Raw genomic sequence first — 18,652 nt, 5'->3', positions numbered from 1 at the left:
ACTGGCGCATCGTTGCGGGCATGGCGGCTGTACGCCGCTCCCCAATCCTTTCCGGCTAAGCGGCCAGGTTCATGAAGCGTGCGACGTCGTCTGGAGCGAGCTGCACGCGAACGCCTGCCCGAAGCGCATCGATCCCGAGCCGCCGGAGATCCTCGTTGAAGTCCCCGAATGCCGGCGACAATGGGATGGCCTCGATTCCCTCGGCGTTCGCCCGTTCGATCAGCATGTCCCGCGCGCCGTCACCGGCCGGATCGTCGTCTCGGACGATATAGAGCCGCCGCAAAGTCGCCGGGAACAGGATGGCGGCCAGATGTGCTGCCGAAAGCGCCGGCGCCATCGCCATATCGGGCAGGACCTGCCGGAGCGACAGCATGGTCTCGATACCTTCGCCTGCCGCCATCACGCTGCCGGGCACACCGATGCGGACGGCATTGCCGAGGAGATCGCCCATCGCCTTGCGCGGTATGTCGATGGGGGCTTTGTCGGAGCCGTCCGGCGCGAGCCAGGTGCGGTGCGCGCCGGTGATCTTGCCAGCGAGGTCGGTGACGGCGGCGATCATGGCGGGCCAGGTCTCGGTCGGGCCATCGTCGGGCTTGTAGTAGCAGCGGGGGTGGAAGCGCAGGTTTCCGGTTCCGTGCAAAAGCGCAATGCCGCGTCTGCGCAGGTAGGTCTGCACAATGGTCCCGGTGATCGGCAGCGTCATGGCGATGAGACGGCGTGCCGCCTCGGGCGACCCCGATGGCGCTGGCGCCAGTCCACGGCGTGATGCCGGCTCGGGTTCGGGATGCGGCAGGCTGAGGAAGGTACGCGCCTCTTGAGCAACGTCTGCGAAGTCGATGAGGCCGAGCGATTCCCGGATGATGTCGAGAAGGTCGCCATGTTCGCCGGTGGCGGCGTCGGTCCATTTGCCCGCTGGTCCCTTCGGGGTGTCGCGCAGGCGCACGAACATGGAGCGACCTGCGGCATTGCGAGCATCGCCAACCTGCCAGTAGTTGCCCTGCCGGTCGCCGTTGGAGAGATAGTGACGGCACACCGCCTCGGCCTGTCGGCCGAGGCGGTGTTCCAATTCCGAAGCGTCCTGCCGAGCCATCACGCTGCCTCACGCTCGCTGATCCGCTCGACCGGATAGGTGGCGAGCAGCTTGCCGATGATGGCGGGACCAGAGGCATCGACCGGGACGAAGAAGCGCAGCTTCCACGAGATGATCTCGCTGAAGAGGCCATAGGCGCGCAGGCGATCCCGCATGGTGTCGGTGAAGCCGGACAGTTCGATCCGGTTCGCGCCCATGACGCGCGCGCGGCGAAGCTGGAGTCCGCTGGCCAGGTCGAGGATGGTGCGACCATCCACCAGAGCGGCATAGGCATCATCGCTGCTGAGGTTGGCCGTTCCCGTCGAGGCGGCATTCAGGGCCCAGGCGGACGAAACCCGCCGCCCGATGATGCGTTCGCCATCGTCGGTCTGGAGCCGATAGACGCGCGTCGACTCGTTCGGCAGGCGCTTCCACACCGGCAGGAGCAAACCGCTGACCATGTGGATGGCGCCATCGGTATAGGCCGGCACTTCGGCGACTTCCCGTTGCCAGACCGCTGCAAAGCTGTCGCGAGCGGCTTCCTGCCAATAGCTGTCTTCCATCATGGCGAGGCTTGCGTGGTGCTGTTCCATCGGCCGGATCAGGCGGACGCGACGTTCGATCTCGCCGTCGTCGAGCATGATGGACGGCGCCGGCACCTGGACAGCAGCGCGTCCCGACCGCGCGTTGATGAGCAGCCGGGCATGCGGATCGTCGAGCCAGTCGAGCGCCGTATCGAGCGTGGTTGGCTGGTTTCGGCGGCGCTCGGTGATCGTGAGCAGCCGCGTCTGTGCGCCCGTTGCCGGATGGGTGTAGATGGTCGTGCGCTCAGCGACGACGAAACTCTCCGCCGTCAGCGTTTCCAGCCCGACATCATAAACGCCGCTGGCGATGGCTCCGGCCACCTTGGCGTCGAGCAATTGCTCGAAGGCGGTGAAGAGGATGCCCTGAAGCTCGATGGTCAGCGCCAGCAGGCGGTTGAGGAACGTGGTGATCGGCGGCAACTCGTCCTTGATGCCGTTGTCATCGGTCAATTTCAGGCCGGTCGCGGACTCGAAGCGACCCAGCGAGCAACCCTCGACCTTGCCGCGCACGATCAGGAGATAGAGCTGCCGCAGCGCATCGCGGGCGTAGCTCGATTCCAGATTGTCCTCGGGCCGGAACAGGCCTTGGCCGCCGGTCTGGCGCTGACCGCGCGTGATCGCGCCCAGCGTATCGAGCCGGCGCGCGATCGTGGACAGGAAGCGTTTCTCGGCTTTGACGTTCGTGGCGATCGGGCGGAACAGCGGCGGCTGCGCCTGGTTGGTGCGATTGGTGCGGCCCAGACCCTGGATGGCGGCGTCGGCCTTCCATCCGGGTTCGAGCAGATAATGCACGCGCAGACGCCGGTTCTTCGCCGACAGTTCTGCGTGATAGCTGCGGCCGGTGCCGCCGGCGTCGCTGAACACGAGAACGCGCTTCAGATCGTCCATGAACGCGGCCGTCTCGGCAAGGTTGGCGGATGGCGCGCGGTTTTCGACGGCGAAGCGTTCCCCCTTGCGGACGATGCGCCGGGAGCGGCCCGTCACCTCGGAGACCATATCTGTGCCGAAGCGCTGTACGATCTGGTCGAGCGCCCCCGGAACGGGTGGTAAAGACGCAAGACGTTCGATCAGCTCGTCCCGGCGCGCGACAGCTTCGCGGCTCTCGACGGGGTGGCCATCGCGATAGACCGGGCGCGAGGACAGATTGCCCTCGCCATCCGTGAACGGCTCGTAGAGTTGGACCGGAAAGGAATGGGCCAGATAGTCCAGAACATATTCGCGGGGTGTGATGTCGACACGAATATCGTTCCATTCCTTGGTCGGGACTTCCGCCAGCCGGCGCTCCATCAGCGCTTCGCCGGTCGAGACGATCTGGACGACAGCGGCGTGGCCATCATCCAGGTCGCGTTCGATGGACCGGATCAGCGTGGGCGTTTTCATCGACGTGAGCAGATGGCCGAAGAAACGCTGCTTGGCGGACTCGAAGGCCGAGCGGGCGGCGGACTTGGCCTGGCGGTTCAGTGTGGCTCCCCCGCTATCTGGGTTGCCGGTGATGTTGGCCGCCTGCATCGCGGCGTCGAGATGATTGTGGATGACGGCGAAGGCGCTGGCGTAGGCATCGTAGATACGCCGCTGCTCGTCGGTCAGGTCGTGCTCGATCAGCTCGTATTCGACGCCATCGTAGGAGAGCGATCGGGCGGTATAGAGGCCCAGTGCACGCAGATCGCGGGCGAGCACTTCCATGGCCGCGACACCGCCGTCCTCGATCGCCTCGACAAATTCGGCGCGGGTGGCGAAGGGGAAATCCTCACCGCCCCACAGGCCGAGCCGCTGGGCATAGGCGAGATTGTGGACGGTGGTCGCGCCGGTAGCCGACACATAGACGACGCGCGCGTTGGCCAGGGCGTGCTGAAGCCGAAGGCCCGCGCGTCCCTGCTGTGAGGCGGAAACGTCGCCGCGTTCTCCCTTGCCGCCTGCGGCATTGGCCATGGCGTGGCTCTCGTCGAAAATGATCACTCCATCGAAATCGGAGCCCAACCATTCGACGATCTGCCGGACGCGGGAAACCTTCTCACCACGGTCGTCGGACCGTAGCGTGGCATAGGTTGCAAACAGGACGCCTTCCGACAGCGTGATCGGCCGCCCTTGCGCGAAGCGCGACAGCGGCGTGACCAGCAGGCGCTCCATGCCGAGCGCTGACCAATCGCGCTGCGCGTCCTCGATCAGCTTGTCGGATTTGGAGATCCAGACCGCCTTGCGGCGACCGCGCAGCCAGTTGTCGAGGATGATGCCGGCAGATTGACGGCCTTTGCCGGCTCCGGTGCCGTCGCCGAGCATAAAGCCGCGCCGGAAGCGCACGGCGTTTTCGGCATCGGGCTTGGCCGCCTGCACGAGATCGCAGGTCGCATCGACGGTCCAGGAGCCGGTGAGGAAGTCCGAATGGGCTTCGCCGGCATAGATGACGGTTTCGAGCTGGGCGTCCGACAGGAGATCGGTGATGTTCGCGGGCAGCATCGGCCGATAGGCGGGCTTGGGCGGTGCAACGCTCGCCATGGCCGCCGACTGCACGAGCTTGGTGGGGTGCGCCTGAGAACTGGCAATACGGATCGACTGCAATCCGTATTCTTCATAGATCGCATCCGTGAGGTGGGCGCCTTCCGGCGGCGTCCAGTCCATCGTGTCGTAGGCGAGTTCAACGCCCTGCGGATCCATGGTGGAGCGTGCGGCCGGACGCTCTGTGGCGGTGCGCGCGAGATAACCCCGCACGGTGCGGGGTGCCGAACCCGACACGGGCGGCGCGATGTCGGGCAGTGCGACCGGCAGGCGCGGTGGAATCCGCGCTTCGATCCATGCGAGCAGCGTGGCGACGTCGGGCGCAACGCCAGCGGACGCAGGGAACGTGGCCGGGTCTTCGGCCGGCAGCTTGTCGATGACGGTCAGCCGCGTTTCGATGCTCGTGCCATGCTTGGCATAGACCGAGCCGTGGATCGCCGCGGTGAAGACGACGCGGCCACGCACCTGAAGCCGGGCGAAGGTGTCGCGCCAGGCCGGTTGCTCGGGGCCGAAGTTTGCGCCGGTGATCGTCACCAGACGCCCACCATCGGCAAGCCGCGCCAGGGCCGAAGCAACATGACGCGCAGCGGCGTCGGCGACCCGGCCGGAGACGTGCTCCATCACCGAGAAGGGCGGGTTCATCACGATGACGGAAGGGACGGCGCACGCCGGAAGGTGGTCGTCGATCTGGGCGGCGTCGCATCGCGTGACGGCAAGGGCGGGAAAGAGCTGGCCAAGTAGATCGGCGCGGGTTTCCGCCAGTTCGTTGAGAAGCAGCGAGCCGCCGCTGATCTCGGCGAGGATGGCGAGAAGACCCGTGCCTGCCGACGGCTCCAGCACAATGTCGTGCGTTGTGATCGCGGCGGCCGCGATAGCGGCGAGGCCGAGCGGGACCGGCGTCGAGAATTGCTGAAGCGCCTGGGCTTCCTCGGAGCGACGGGTGTGCGTCGGCAGAAGGCCGGTGATTTTCGACAAAGCGGAAAGCCGTGCAGCCGGAGTGCCGGCTTTACGGAAAAGCGCACGTCCGTATTTGCGCAGGAACAGGACGGTCGCGCCTTCACAGGCTTCGTAGGCCGTCTTCCAGTCCCAAGCGCCGCTCGTGTCGGAAGCCTCGAAGGCCGTTTCCATGGCGATGCGGAGATCGGCGTTGTCCATCCGCTGGCCGCGTTCGAGCAGGGTGAGAAGCTGATGGGCGGCGGCGATGATGGCGGACGCGCGGGCAACGGGCGCAGCCGGACCGGCTACGGGGGACATGATGTTCATGGATCAGAACCTCGGGAGAGCGGGAACGGGAAGCCCGGACGGCGCTCTCTCTCGACCGCACGGACTCAAACCCGTCCCGGCGGCCCTCTCACTCTCCAACACGTCGCTGCCGACATGAAAAAAGCGCCTCGGCCGAGCGGCAGAGGCGCTTTGAGAGGTCAGGCCCAGTGTCCGTCGGTGATCTCGCGGGCGACGAGCCTGCGCGCCTTGCGGACTAGGTCATCGCCGCTGGTGTCGATGTGCCCGAAGAACCGAGCGCGCGCGCCGTTCGCAGTCCAATCGGCATAGGCGCAATATTCGCGAGCTTCGGCCCGGAAGGCCCGCATGTCGCTGGCCCAATGGGGCTTGGGCTCCACGATGACGGTGATCCCGTCTCTGGTTTCCAGCCAGGGGAGAGACCGCTCGGCTGGCGGCCGCTCGTGATCGGCGGCGAAGATGGCGTCGATGTCCATCATGACGCCTCTCCGGGCGTGCCCCGATGAATGAAGCCGCCAGGATCGCCGGGGTCGGGCGGTAGGTAGGCGTCATAGGGATTGCCGTCGGCGAGGTGGCCGAAGGGCGTGAAGACGAAATCACCATCGTTTCGTCCCACCGCGCAGATGACGTAACGCGGATCGCCGGTCACGGCATCGAGGCATTCCATGAGCGCAAGGTTGCCGTCACCGGCAGCGCGCAGCAGCGTCTGAAAATTGCTCTGGGCATGGGATGGAATGCTCATAGCGGGCCTCCCTCGTCGGAGAGGGTCTGGTCGAGCCAGCCATCGGTATAGATCCAGTCCACGGTCTCCCCGGTGGCGAGATCGAGGACATGCGCGCCGCCGCCGAAGCCGTCGAGCCGGGGCTTCGAGCAGGTGTTGGCATATTGGAACCCCCATCGGCCGCTCAGGCCGAACTCTGTGGCGCAGCGCTTCACGAACTGGATCAGGCGCTCGGGATCGCCAGTGACGTCGTCGTGCATCCAGAGCTGCGTGCCACCATGCTCGGGCTGGATCGACAGGAGGAAGCCCTCGGAAGGTGGTTCTTCCGATGCGCCGGCCTCGGAGAGGCGGTTGTAGAGGTCGAGCGCGCGGGCGGCGTTCTCGGGCGTGCCGACATCGAGCAGGCACGAGAAATGGGTGAAATAGTCGGCCATGACAGGCTCCTGAAACGAGACTGCCCGGCCCGCGCGTACAGCCGCGCAGGCTGTCGAGCGTGGGACCGGGCAGTGTGGAAGATCGGGGTGAGATGCGCGGGACGAACGGCGCCGACCCGCGCGATCCGCGCTATTCGGCGGCGACGGCGTGCTGGACTTCATCCTCGTCGGTGTCTTCGTCCTCGCCGTCCTCGGTGAGGAAGTCCGGCAAGGCGGTGTCTTCGCCGTTATCGGCCTGATCGTCGGGACCAGACTGATCGCCATCGATGGACGCGAGGCGCAGCGGCTCGGGCAGCCAGCCGCTGTCGGCCAGAAGGCGCTCGGCTTCCTTGGCCATGTCGCCCTTCTTCATGTGGTCGATGAGCTGCGCGGCCCGCTCTCCGGCACCTTCACGCACGGCTTCGAGAATGCGGGGCTTGGTCACGCGGCCGAGATAATTGCCGACAGTGGGCTTCCAGCCTGCGGCCACCATGTCCATGCCCGTAGCCCGTGCGAGCCGGTCGGCCTGCGCCAGACGCATATCGAGGCCATGCTGGCTGACGCCCGAGCCGGAATAGGGGTTCGGACGCTCGAATAGCGCATTGACGCCGTAGCTGACGCAAAGCGCCAGAAGTTCCAGGCGCGTGCCGTCATCGAGATCGGTCAGCCAGTCCCAGAGCGCCTCATTGTCAGCGGGGATGTGATCCCCCCAGCGTTCGTGGCGATCGTTGACCGCCTGCGCCGATGGGCTGTCCTTCAATTCCTCGGACTGGGCCGAGAAGAAGATGTGGCGGACATTGGCCTCGAGGCAACCGGACGGGTTGGTGTGGATGAAGGTGTCGCTCAGAAGCTTGTGCAGCAACATGGTCATGGCGACGTGCGGATGTTCCGCCAGCGCGTTGCGCAGCGCCAGGGTGCGATGGGCGGTCAACTCGATCACGAGACGCTCGGGCAACGGCTTGATGCCGTCTTCCTCATCGTCCTCGGGCTCGGCGGGCTGGCCACCGATGGTGATGACCGCGCGTTGGACGGCCGGCGTATCGGGCTGGTCGCCCCCGGACGCCTCGCCATCGGGCTCGGCCTGGGGCTCATCCTTGGCGCGGACATAACCGCGGTCGATCGACAGCGAACCGTCGGCGTCGAGGCTGACGAAGGCGCCGGCGATTGCGATGTCGGCCTGATCGTAGCTGACGGGGCGGTTCTCGAAGGCCTCCAGGGCCTGCTCGATCTCGCCGAGACGTTGATCGATCGCGTCGGGCAGCTCGTCGGCCTCGGAATATTCCGCTTCGATCCGGTCATATTCCTCGCGCAGCGCTTCGCGGGTCGCACGCTCCTCGTCGGTCAGATCGACCGCAACGCCGGCGAGTTCACGCAGGCCGTGGTCGTGGCCATAGGGGAAGCTCACCGCGACCTCGATCCACTTCCAGCCTTCCTCGGCGATCTGATCGGCGGTGGCTTTCAGCTTCTCCGCCACCATACGGTCGAGCAGGACGGGGTCTTGCAGCCAACCGCCGTCGTCGGACTGGAAGAGATCGCGCAGTACGATGCCGCCTGCGGCCTCGTAGGCATCGACACCGACGAAATTGGCCCGCTTGTCCGAGGCGCGAACCGCGGTCTCGGTCAGCATCCGCCGGATCTGGTAGGGCTCCTTCTGCCAGCTATCCTTGATCGCGTCCCAGACCTGCTCCTGACGGGCATGGTCGGGGCTGACGGTGAAGGCCATGAGCTGTTCGAGCGTCATGCCGTCATCGGCATAGGTTTCGAGCAGGGTCGGCGAAACGGAGGTGAGACGCAGGCGCTGCTTCACCACGGTGACGTTGACGAAGAAGGCGGCGGCGATGGCCTCCTCGGTCATGCCCTTGTCGCGCATGGCCTGAAAGGCGCGGAACTGGTCGAGTGGATGGAGTGGTGCGCGTTCCATGTTCTCGACTAGCGACACTTCGTCGACGAGGATGTCGCTGTTGGCGTCGCCGATGACGCAGGGCACCGTCGCCGTCTTGGCCAAACGCTTCTGCTTCACGAGCAGTTCGAGTGCGCGATAGCGGCGGCCGCCGGCCGGCACCTCGAACATGCCGGTCTCCGCGCCATCACCATCAAGGACCGGGCGGACATGGAGGCTCTGGATGAGGCCGCGCCGGCCGATGGACTCGGCCATTTCCTCGATCGAGACCCCGGCCTTGACGCGTCGGACGTTGGACTGGCTCAGCGCCAGCTTGTTGAAGGGGATGTCGCGCGCCGACGACAGGGTGATCTTCTGGATGGCAGTCGCCATGTTCGTTACTCCGCGACGGGCGGCCAGGAGACTCTCTCTCGACCTCCAACCCGTCACGAAGCGAAGCGCCGCCCTCTCACTCTAAGAAGGGCCGCGCCGCAGAAGCGGAAAGGCGTGAAGCCGGAGACCTGCTTTCCCGCCTTTCCGGTATTCATATTCGATCACGCCGCCTGCCGTTCGTCGCCGGCCATGGTGTCGTCCGGGCCGAGATCGGCGTCGGGCAGGAAGCCGAGCAGCCAATCGGCCGCCTTGCTCGCCTGGGAGGCGGCGCGGACGATGGCGCGATTGTCCTCGCGCAGCACCTCCAGCCAGGCGCCGATATAGTCGGCATGGCGGACGGTCGGCGCGATGCCGAGAGACGCGCAGCAGAAGGCGGCGTTGATTTCGGCCACCAACTCCTCGAAGGCGTATTTCTTCGTGCCGAAACCGCCGGTCAGATCGCGGCCGAGCCGGGAGGCATGGCCGCTGGCGTGCCCGAGTTCGTGCAGGGCCGTGCGGTGCCAGTTGATCGGCTCGAAATAGGCTTGCGGCGGCGGCACCTGCACATAGTCGTGCGCCGACACATAGAAGGCGCGATCGCCGCCGATGCGGAAATCGATGCCCGTCGCTTCGATCAGAGCCTCGACGCGCGGCTCGATGAGGCCAGGCGGCGGCGGTGGAGCGATGGCGGCGATGTTGTCCGGCAGGCCGTCGCATTGCGCGGCGTTGAAGACGGTGAAGCGCTTGAGGAACGGAATCGCGGCGGCGTCTTCGCCGGTCTCGCGGGCGCGACGCTTCTCGTCCTCCGGCGTGAAGCGGTCGGCATAGACGACGGTCGTGCCATGCTCACCCTTGCGGACATTGCTGCCCAGCGACAGCGCCTGGCGGAAGGTGAGCCAACTCTGGCCAGGGAAGCCGTGCTGGATCACCGCCCCCCAGAGGATGAGCACATTGATGCCGGAATAGTGCCGTCCGGTCGCAGCGTTGCGGGGCATGGCGAGCGGCGCCTTGGCCGCGGCCGATCCCCATGGCTGGACCCAGGGAGCACGGCCCGCCTCAAGCTCGGCGATGATCTTGTCGGTGATGTCGTCATAGAGGCTCGCCCGGCCTGAGCCGGCGCGGGCGCTGTGGTTTTTTCTGAACATCGCGGTTCTCCGCGACGGGCGCCGGAGACCTCTTCTCCAGCCCTCGACCCGTCACGGGAAACCCGTCCGCACTCTCACTCTAGGGGGGCGTTGCGGGGATCTCCCCGCAGAAGGGGTCGGGCGAGACCCTTTGGCTCGACCGCAGGGGAAGGCTTTCCCCCTTGTCCCAGCTTTCCGTCCCGGATGTGTTTCCTTGAAAACTGTCAGAAAACTGCGTATGTTCCTGACAGGAGAAAGACGATGACACGGCTGACCGAACAGATTCTGTCGCATATGACGGGTTTGCCCGAGGGCGCTTCTGTGTCCGCTAAGGGGCTGCTCCATCTCGGCAATCGCGCCGCAGTGGACCAGGCCTTGTCGCGTCTGGCCGAGCGCGAACAACTCATCCGGGCTGGGCGCGGTGTCTATCTCCGCCCCGTCGCCAGTCGATTCGGGACGCGCGCGCCGTCGGTGGAACAGGCTGTGGAAGCCCTTGCCAGCCAGCGTGGCGAGACCATCGTCTCGAACGGTGCGGCGGCCGCAAACGCCCTTGGCCTGACGACGCAGGTGCCGGTTCGCTCGGTCTATCTGACCTCCGGGCGCAGCCGGAAGATGAATCTCGGCAAGCAGGTCGTGGAATTGCGCCATGCCCCGCGCTGGCAACTGGCTCTGGCCAACCGGCCGGCGGGAGAGGCCGTCCGGGCCTTGGCTTGGCTCGGCCCGGAGAAAGCCGAAACTGCGCTCAGGACATTGAAGCGAAAGCTGCCGCCCGGCGCCTTTGGCGAATTGGTGGCGGCCGCGCCGCAGCTTCCGACATGGTTGGCGCAGAGTGTCGGGAAGGCGGCCTATGGCTGAAACCTTCCTGCTCCTCTCGGCTCAGGATCGCCGCGACGCCCTTGGCGTCGCGGCGGATCGTTCGGGGCGGCCCGCGCATCTGCTCGAAAAGGACGTCTGGGTGGTGTGGGCGTTGAGCACGCTCTACACGGCGCCGCTTGGTGAGCATCTGGTGTTCAAGGGCGGCACATCGCTGTCGAAAGCCTATCAGGTCATCCATCGGTTTTCGGAGGATGTGGATATGACCTACGACATTCGGGCCATCGCGCCCGACCTGGTCGGGGACAATGGCGAGGGCCTGCCGAAAACGCGAAGCGAGGAAAAGCGCTGGTCCAGCGAGGTTCGTCGCCGGCTACCGGAATGGGTTGGCGCTGTCGTGCAGCCGGTGATCTCCGACGCCCTGGCAACGGAAGGTTTGGCTGCGGCGATCCGCGTCGAAGGTGATCGGCTCTTTATCGACTACGAACCGACCGCAACCGGATCGGGCTATGTCGCCCCAAGTGTCATGCTGGAGTTCGGTGCGCGGTCGACGGGCGAGCCGGCCAGCTTGCGCGATGTTGCCTGCGATGCGTCCGGCCTGATCGATGGCCTGATATTTCCGACAGCACGTCCGCGCGTCATGCACGCCGAGCGGACGTTCTGGGAGAAGGCGACCGCCATCCATGTCTTCTGCCACCAGGACCGGCTGCGTGGGGACCGCTTCGCCCGGCACTGGCATGATGTCGCCCGGCTCGATGAAGCCGGTCTTGCGGACGCTGCCTTCGCGGATCGCGAACTGGCGAACGCGGTCGTTCGTCATAAGTCGATGTTCTTTGCGGAGAAAGCCGCTGATCGCTCGCCGATCGACTATGCAATGGCCGTCAACGGCGGCTTGCAGCTTGTGCCGGTCGGCGATGGCGCGAAAGCGCTGAAGGACGACTATATCCGCATGGTCGAGGATGGGCTGCTCTTCGATGACGCAGAACCGTTCGAGGCGCTCATGGCGCGATGCGCCGAGATGGCCGCGCGAGCCAACAACGCGGCCAGTTAAGAAACGACGATGAGGGGGCGTGTAGTGACGGTAATGGGTATGTCTGACATTCCGGCGAGCGTTGTAGTTCGGAGTGCAGCGAAATGATCGGAGATCACTCCGACAGCTTCAATTTCCTTCAGCGGTTCTGGCCAGATCTCCATGATCTCGGGAGAAAGGCGGAACAGGCTGGACCGCATGAGCCGGACCTCGTGGCCATCCGGCTGCGTGGGCTTACCGAGACGATGGTCGTCAAACTGTTTGGGCAACTGGGACTTCAGTACGACCCGGCGCATTCGCATTTCGACAGGTTGGTCCTGTTGGAGAATGCAGACCTGCTCGACGCCCGTCTCCTTTCCAAATTTCACGCTATCCGGAAGGTCGGCAACAATGCCGCACACAACGGGAAGGTTACGCCGGCACAAGCTGAAGCTCTTTTGGAAGATGCTTGGTCTCTTTCGTGCTGGTTCTGCCGCTTCATGCGTCCCGACATCGAATGGCTGACTCCAGCGAGGCAGAACGCCAATCCCCTCTCGGTTCCATCCATGGTGGAAACGCAGGACGTTTCTGCCGAGCGGCAGCCGACGGTCCCGGGTAAGTCATCGAACATACTCAAGTTTCCCGAGGAGCGCGTCCGGCGCATACGGGAGCAGGTCTCCCGCGCGATGGCGGAAGTCGATCCGAGGGTGCGCCAACTTCGGACCAGCATCACACTTCACGAGGCCTTTACGGAAAGTCTGTCGAGCGACCAAGCCGCCTGCCTCGACGCGCTTTCCACATTCCTCTCCAGTCCGACGCAGCATGTATTCCTGCTCAAGGGCTATGCGGGCACCGGCAAGACCTTCCTCGCCAAGGGCATCACCGAATATCTTTCGGCACAGGGTCGCGCTTTCCGCCTCGCAGCACCGACCGGGCGGGCGGCGAAGATTATCTCGGAGAAGACCGGGCGCGACGCGCGGACGGTGCATAGCCAAATCTACAACTTCAGCGACCTGAAGGAATATACGAAGGGGGATCAGGAGGTTGGGTCGGAGACGTTCAAGTTCTATGCGGAGATCGCGGCCAACCAAGATCAGGCCAATACGGTCTATATCGTGGACGAGGCGTCGCTTCTTTCGGACGTCTATTCGGAGAGCGAGTTCTTCCGATCGGGAACCGGATACCTGTTGCACGACCTGATTAGCTATGTCGGATTCAAGCATGGCGAGACCGACCGGAAGATTATCCTCGTAGGCGATCCCGCTCAGCTTCCCCCGGTGGGGATGTCCGTCTCCCCAGCGCTTGATACGGAGTACCTCCACAAGCACCTCGGGTTGGATGCGGCCGAATACGAGTTGAAGGAAGTACTGCGGCAGAAGGCGGATAGCGGGATTATCCGTAACGTCATGCCGCTTCGCGATAGCCTTTCAAAGGGCACATTTGGTAGCCTCAGCTTCGAATTCGACGAAGATGTCCTGCGTCTCCGCGCCGACGAGGTTCTCCCGTTATATATGGCGGCACGCTCTACCGGCGAAGCGAACATTCCGATTGTCATTACGCGGTCTAACAGCGAAGCGGCCAGTTACAACCGGGCGATCCGGGATGCACTTTTCCCCGGACGTGACTTCGTGGCGGCCGGTGATCGGCTGATCGTCACCGCCAACGCCGTTGTGAACGGCAGCTTCCTGGCTAACGGTGAGTTTGTCGATGTCGTCGATGCGGAAACCATGGTGGAGCGGCGGTCCGTCAATCTCCGATACCGTAACGAGGAGACCGGGGCAGTCGACGTCATCGAGGTGTCGTTAGTGTTCCGCGACATCCAGATAACCGTTTCGTCGCCAGATGGCGCCGAGACCGTTCTGACCGCGAAAATCCTCGACGATCATCTTCACGATAGCGGGGCCGGGCTCGACGCTGCGCAGCAGCGCGCGCTCTATGTGGACTTCCTCAAGCGTCACCCTGATTTGAAGCGCGGCCACGACCGAGAACGCCTCAGCCAGATCATACGCCAGGACCCGTACTTTAACGCGCTCCGCGTAAAGTTCGGCTACGCGGTGACTTGCCACAAGGCGCAGGGTGGCGAATGGGGGCATGTGTTCGTGAATTGCCCGTCTGGCCAGAATCCGAGATCGGCCGAGTATTTCCGTTGGCTCTATACGGCCATGACCCGCTCAAGCGGGAAGCTGTATATGATCGACCCGCCCGAAGTCAGGTTGAAGGTCGCCGGACCTGACTGGTGGTCGCCTTCGGAGGTATCGACGACATCGACGGATGGGCAGCTCTCGGCAGCTGCGCAGGCGGGAGGCACCGCCTCAATCATATCGCCCCAGGAGGCATTCCGCCTCGGTGTTCTGGCGCGCGTGCGGGACCTTCTCGGGGAGACGGGCATCGAGATCGACGATGTCGCGCATCACCAGTACCAGGAAGCCTTCTACCTGCGTCGTGACCTCGACACCGCCCGCGCTAACATCAGTTACAATGGCAAGTTCAAGGTTACAGCGGTGGCTGTTCCTCCCGCAGGCGCTTTCAGCGAGCAGCTAGGCGAGCTTCTTCGGCCGTTGGTCGGTCAGTCCATTGGCTCGGCACTGCCAGTCGCCGGCACGGGTGGCTCGTCGGGCCTGCAATCGCCAAGCCGCCCTTTCCTTGCACAGTTCCACGACCGCCTGTTGCCTCTTCTCAGGGAACGCCAAATCCACATTGTGGGATTGAAGGAACAGGCGTGGAGCCAGCGCTACACCTTCTCGCGTGGCGGTGATGCTGCCGTCGTCGATGTCTTCTACGACGGACGAGATCGGTTCACGAAATGCATGCCGATCAACGTCGGGGGAAGGCAGGGCGTCCCAGCGGGTACGTTGTTGCCCGAGGTGCTTGAGATACTCACCGCGCAGGTCATCCCGTGAAGCCGGGGCAGCAGGTCACGGCCTTGCGCAAGGGCGGCCAACTCGATGAAGCGTTCAAACTCGCCACGGAACTGGTTGCGGCGCCGGAGGCGAACGAATGGGAGGTCGGCGCCTACGGCTGGTGTCTGATCGATCTCGTGAAGCGGCATGCCGCCGACCGGGATCAGGCATCGCTGCATGGCTATCTGCGCCTGCTGACGAAGTTTGAGGTCCCTAGTGGAAATGAGCTTCTCGCCGAACACCGAGAGCGGGCGCTGGCATTGGTCGACGATGATCGTCGTGCCGTCATGGCAGCCCGAAAGCTCGGCAAGGATGGCCAGCACGACATGGCCGTTGGCGCGTTTGCGGCACTCATGGCGAAAGGCGGTCTGACCAAGGACGACAAGACTGCTTTCGGCTGGGAGCTCTACCGGGCCACCCAGGCGATCTTCCGAGCGGCTGGGGGGCAGGATTTGGCGCCGAGCGCCATCGATACCGTCAAGCGGCACCTCAACACCTATCTCAAGCTCGGCATCTCGGAGTCCGGTCTATTACATAGCTGCATGATGCAGCAGGCGGTCCGGTTGTCCCATGGCGACCATCTCCGCCTCGCCGCATTCGCACGCTTGTGGGGTCTGGATTCGTTCCGGCGCGAGGACTTCGAGGAGTCCCGACTCGACGACGGCAAGACCTTCCCCCCGCTTGCGGAAACGGTGCTGCAACGCGCATCCAAGGAAGCTGTGAAGGGCGGATCTCCAGCGGAGATGAACTATATCCTGCCCTACCTTGAGCGCGGGCTGGAGCTGTTCCCTGAGAACGTCTGGCTGAAGTTGAACATGGTAAAGTTGCTGCGCGGCCTCGAACGGCTAGATGAGGCTCGACTGCTCGCGACTGAGTTCGCCCGCAGCAAGGCAGGCGAATATTGGACCTGGGAGTTGATCGGCGACCTCGAGGTGGAGCCGGTTATGCGCCTTTCGTGCTATGCGAAGGCGCTGACTTGCTCGGAGGACGATACGTTCGTCAGCAAGCTGCGTCTCAAGTTCGCGGCCCTGGTCGCCGCCGATCATCCCGGTGAGGCGAGAGCCGAAGTGGAACGGGTGATCGAACATAGACGTCGCGAGGGCACCCGCATTCCCATCGACGCCCAGCGGATGGCGGAAAGCGCCTGGTTCCTTGCCGCGGCACCATCTACCCCGGGCCGTTCGTTCTACGATCGCTTCAAGTCGCGCGCCGAGGAGTTGCTCTTCGCCCATCTCCCTTGGACCGATGCATTAGTCGGCGACGAATTCGTGATCGAGGGGCAGGAAGGGCAGAAGGATCGGACACGCCGGCGGATATTCGTTAAGGCCAGCCCGCTGCCTTTAGAAATCAGCGTCTCTGCGGGGCACCCGGACGTGCGGGGCTGCCGGTCGGGCGCTCCGATCAGGGTGCAGATGGAGGTGTCGACCGCCGAACCATGGAAGGCGATGGTGCATCGGATTCAGCCACGGAACGGCGCCAGCGATGACGTTGTGCCGGAACTATGCGGCGTGATCGATCACATCAACCGGGCCAAGTCGCTCCTCCATTTTGTGGTGGCTAAGGGAATCGACGGCACGTTTCCATTGGCCGACTTTACCGGTTCAGCAACGATAGGACAGGCTGTCGCGGTTCGGGCGACCCGCTATCATAGCCGGAAAGGTGCGCGCACTCGGACGCTGTCGGTTTCCTCTACCACCCGATCGCCTGGAACGGATGTGCTGAAGCCTTTCAACGACGATGTCGAAGTCCGTAATGGCCTCGGCTTCACTTCCGCTGGCATCTTTATTCCGCCGGATATCGTTGCAGAATCCAGGGTCGTCGATGGCGATCGGGTGGAAGGCCTAGCCGTTATCAATTTCGACAAGAAGCGAAGCACATGGGGCTGGAAAGCTATCAGCGCGAAAAACGACTGACTTGGTGACGATGCGCGAGCCATTTGCGCTCCGGCCTCGCGTGACAATTAGCCGCTTTGATGATAGAGCTACATCGTGAAATCGGCGGAATGCATGGATCGAGTCGGATTGTTTCCTGCGTTCCTCGCTTGACGATAGATCCCGAAAGTACGGTTTTTCGGGGCATCCCGGAAAAATCCAATAATTTCAAAAGCCAGCCATTTTGCCGGGATAGCTGACGGTATATCGCCGTAAGAAATATTTTTAATGACGATATTTCAAGGCGTTATGCTGCCAATCAATAATCGAGTGGGAATAGCGGCTCGCGTCGCGTTGCCCAATCTCTGACGTCCGCTCTTGCGCAGCGAGAGCACCGCAACAGCAGCGATTGCCGTTAGTCCCGCAGTAGCGAAAGGGTGCATTTGCGCTTTCGCGGCAAGGCTGGTCTCGCGAATGTGGCCGCTCTGTTCGCCAAGTTTCCTCCCGCCGTCTCCCGGCTCATGCAACGCGGATTCGTCATGCTTCTTCTGCTTTTCGTCCCGCGCCGTCTTGAAAAAAGACCAGGCGAAAAGCCTGTCCGAGAGAGCAGGCGCAATGCCCGCCAGCATCGTCATCGCCAGACCGGCGCCACCCACAGTGATGTCGCGCATCGGATGCGTCGCAGCACGCAGAATGGCCTCCGCCACGACTTCTGGATGATAGACCGGCGGCGGCACGCGCGAAGCGGCATCCATGTAGTTCTTGGCATGATCACCGAACGGTGTCTGTATGCCACTTGGCTTGATCAGGGTAACCGACACCGGCGCCTTGTCGTGCAGCAATTCCAGCCGGAGTGAATCGGTAAAGCCTTTCACTGCATGCTTGGATGCCGTGTAGGCGCTGAGAATGGGCGCGGGCATGTCCGAACTGATGGAGCCGATATTGATAAGGGCGCCATGCTTGTACTTGAGGTGCTTCAGTGCCTCGAGGGACCCGTAGACGACACCCCAGTAATTGGTCTGGAAAATTTTCTGGTGATCCTCGTCGGATGTTTCCTCCAGTCGTGCGTAGATGCCGACGCCGGCACCGTTCACCCATGTATCGAAGCCGCCATGGCGCTCCACGACCGTATCGACGACATTCCTGACCTCATCGCGCACGCCCATGTCGGCGGCTACAAAATCCGCCTTGCCACCCGCTGAACGGATTTCATCGCGGATTTTCTTCAGTGCCATCTCATTCCGCGAGACAAGAACCACATTTGCACCGGCTCGCGCCGCCCGCTGCGCCGTCGTCAGGCCAATTCCTGAACTGGCGCCCGTAATCACGATAGTCTGCTCGGAAATAGGCTTGAGTTTCCTGGCCATGTTGCCTCCTTGCACGCGTCGCCCCTTGGGAAGCAACGGCTTGCCGGAAGGTTCTGTTCCGCGAAAATCGCACGCAATCCGGGCCCTGGGGTCGCGGGTGCGCCCGCATGGATTCTTGCCGGCCGTGTGAACCTCTTTGGCCTTCGGACGTTTCCTCACGGCATCCGAAGGAGTGGAGAAACTGTGCAGCACGCCGCATCTCCGATAGCCCCAAGCCTGAGCAGTGTTGCTGTCCCCTTCCTGCGGCGGACGGTAATTGAGCTGGGGCCGGCGCTCATTTTTTTCGCTGCCTTTTCCTGGCAGGGAATTATGGTGGGCACCGGGGCGTTCATGGCTGCCGCTCTCATATCCGTCGCCGTGACCTATGCCGAGCGGCGCACCTTTCCAATCACGCCGATCGTTACCGCCTTCCTTGTCCTTTGCTTCGGCGGGCTCACGCTCCTTTTCCATGAAAGCACCTACGTGAAGATGCAGCCTACGGCAGCAAACGCGCTTTACGCCGCGGTGCTGAGCGGGGCGCTACTGTCCGGCCACAATCTGTTGAAAAGAACCTTCTCGCCGGAACTCCACCTGGACGATGCCGGATGGGAAAAGCTGACTTGGCGTATTGTCGGCTATCTCGTCGCTCTCGCTCTTACCAATGAATTCGTTCGGATCGAATTTTCGACTGAAACATGGATCGCATTCAAAACCTTCGTTCTAGCCGGTTTGAACTTCGCGTTCCTGCTGCTTCAGTTTCCGTTGCTGCGTGCGCATTGGAGGCCCGCCCCATTTGTTGCCGTGCCGCGTTCTTGATGG

13 protein-coding genes are annotated in these 18,652 nt (G+C 63.6%); 5 read left to right on the top strand and 8 right to left on the bottom strand.

The features are described 5' to 3' along the window. Positions 1–55: 55 nt before the first annotated feature. From PLAV_RS17860 to PLAV_RS17830, 7 genes are all read right to left on the bottom strand, one after another. A complete protein-coding gene (locus PLAV_RS17860) occupies positions 56–1,090 on the bottom strand; it encodes a DUF7146 domain-containing protein (RefSeq protein ID WP_012110105.1) in 1,035 nt (344 codons plus the stop codon). After that, positions 1,090–5,409 carry a strawberry notch family protein gene (locus PLAV_RS17855; protein WP_012110106.1) on the bottom strand — a complete coding sequence of 1,440 codons (4,320 nt, stop codon included), beginning with the start codon at positions 5,407–5,409 and terminating at the stop codon, positions 1,090–1,092. The genes PLAV_RS17860 and PLAV_RS17855 overlap by 1 nt, the downstream gene beginning before the upstream one ends. Before the next feature lie 158 nt (positions 5,410–5,567). Then, positions 5,568–5,864: a hypothetical protein gene (locus PLAV_RS17850; protein ID WP_012110107.1), complete on the bottom strand. Its 297-nt coding sequence runs from the start codon at positions 5,862–5,864 to the stop codon at positions 5,568–5,570. Then, positions 5,861–6,127, bottom strand: a complete 267-nt coding sequence (locus tag PLAV_RS17845; RefSeq protein ID WP_012110108.1) for a DUF6117 family protein — start codon at positions 6,125–6,127, stop codon at positions 5,861–5,863. The genes PLAV_RS17850 and PLAV_RS17845 overlap by 4 nt, the downstream gene beginning before the upstream one ends. After that, positions 6,124–6,540 (bottom strand): hypothetical protein, encoded by a 417-nt coding sequence (locus PLAV_RS17840; protein WP_012110109.1) that lies wholly within the window; start codon positions 6,538–6,540, stop codon positions 6,124–6,126. Before PLAV_RS17840 ends, PLAV_RS17845 begins: the two co-directional genes overlap by 4 nt. A gap of 130 nt (positions 6,541–6,670) precedes the next feature. Further along, complete coding sequence (locus PLAV_RS17835; protein ID WP_012110110.1) at positions 6,671–8,791, bottom strand: ParB/RepB/Spo0J family partition protein; 2,121 nt, start codon at positions 8,789–8,791, stop codon at positions 6,671–6,673. Positions 8,792–8,952: 161 nt separating this feature from the next. Beyond that, on the bottom strand, positions 8,953–9,915 hold the full coding sequence (locus PLAV_RS17830; protein ID WP_012110111.1) for an ArdC family protein: 963 nt from the start codon (positions 9,913–9,915) through the stop codon (positions 8,953–8,955). Between the two features lie 240 nt (positions 9,916–10,155). Here PLAV_RS17830 and PLAV_RS17825 point away from each other — a divergent pair, with 240 nt between their 5' ends. From PLAV_RS17825 to PLAV_RS17810, 4 genes are all read left to right on the top strand, one after another. After that, positions 10,156–10,749: a DUF6088 family protein gene (locus PLAV_RS17825; protein ID WP_012110112.1), complete on the top strand. Its 594-nt coding sequence runs from the start codon at positions 10,156–10,158 to the stop codon at positions 10,747–10,749. Continuing rightward, on the top strand, positions 10,742–11,758 hold the full coding sequence (locus PLAV_RS17820) for a nucleotidyl transferase AbiEii/AbiGii toxin family protein (protein WP_012110113.1): 1,017 nt from the start codon (positions 10,742–10,744) through the stop codon (positions 11,756–11,758). The genes PLAV_RS17825 and PLAV_RS17820 overlap by 8 nt, the downstream gene beginning before the upstream one ends. Positions 11,759–11,841: 83 nt before the next feature. Beyond that, the gene (locus tag PLAV_RS17815; RefSeq protein ID WP_012110114.1) at positions 11,842–14,616 is read left to right on the top strand and encodes an ATP-dependent DNA helicase; all 2,775 of its coding nucleotides are present in this window, start codon (positions 11,842–11,844) and stop codon (positions 14,614–14,616) included. Beyond that, positions 14,613–16,529, top strand: a complete 1,917-nt coding sequence (locus PLAV_RS17810) for a DUF7017 domain-containing protein (protein ID WP_012110115.1) — start codon at positions 14,613–14,615, stop codon at positions 16,527–16,529. The genes PLAV_RS17815 and PLAV_RS17810 overlap by 4 nt, the downstream gene beginning before the upstream one ends. A 257-nt stretch (positions 16,530–16,786) precedes the next feature. Here PLAV_RS17810 and PLAV_RS17805 read toward each other — a convergent pair whose 3' ends face one another. Then, positions 16,787–18,046 carry an SDR family oxidoreductase gene (locus PLAV_RS17805; protein ID WP_245545178.1) on the bottom strand — a complete coding sequence of 420 codons (1,260 nt, stop codon included), beginning with the start codon at positions 18,044–18,046 and terminating at the stop codon, positions 16,787–16,789. Here PLAV_RS17805 and PLAV_RS19445 point away from each other — a divergent pair. Next, positions 18,038–18,649 (top strand): inner membrane-spanning protein YciB, encoded by a 612-nt coding sequence (locus PLAV_RS19445; protein WP_168713216.1) that lies wholly within the window; start codon positions 18,038–18,040, stop codon positions 18,647–18,649. The two genes, PLAV_RS17805 and PLAV_RS19445, sit on opposite strands and share 9 nt — an antisense overlap. Positions 18,650–18,652: the final 3 nt, after the last annotated feature.

It is taken from the genome of Parvibaculum lavamentivorans DS-1 (assembly GCF_000017565.1).
Classification (GTDB): Bacteria; Pseudomonadota; Alphaproteobacteria; order Parvibaculales; family Parvibaculaceae; genus Parvibaculum; species Parvibaculum lavamentivorans.
The sequence above is the reverse complement of the archived record's forward strand: the minus strand, read 5'-3'. Positions and strand labels throughout refer to the sequence as shown.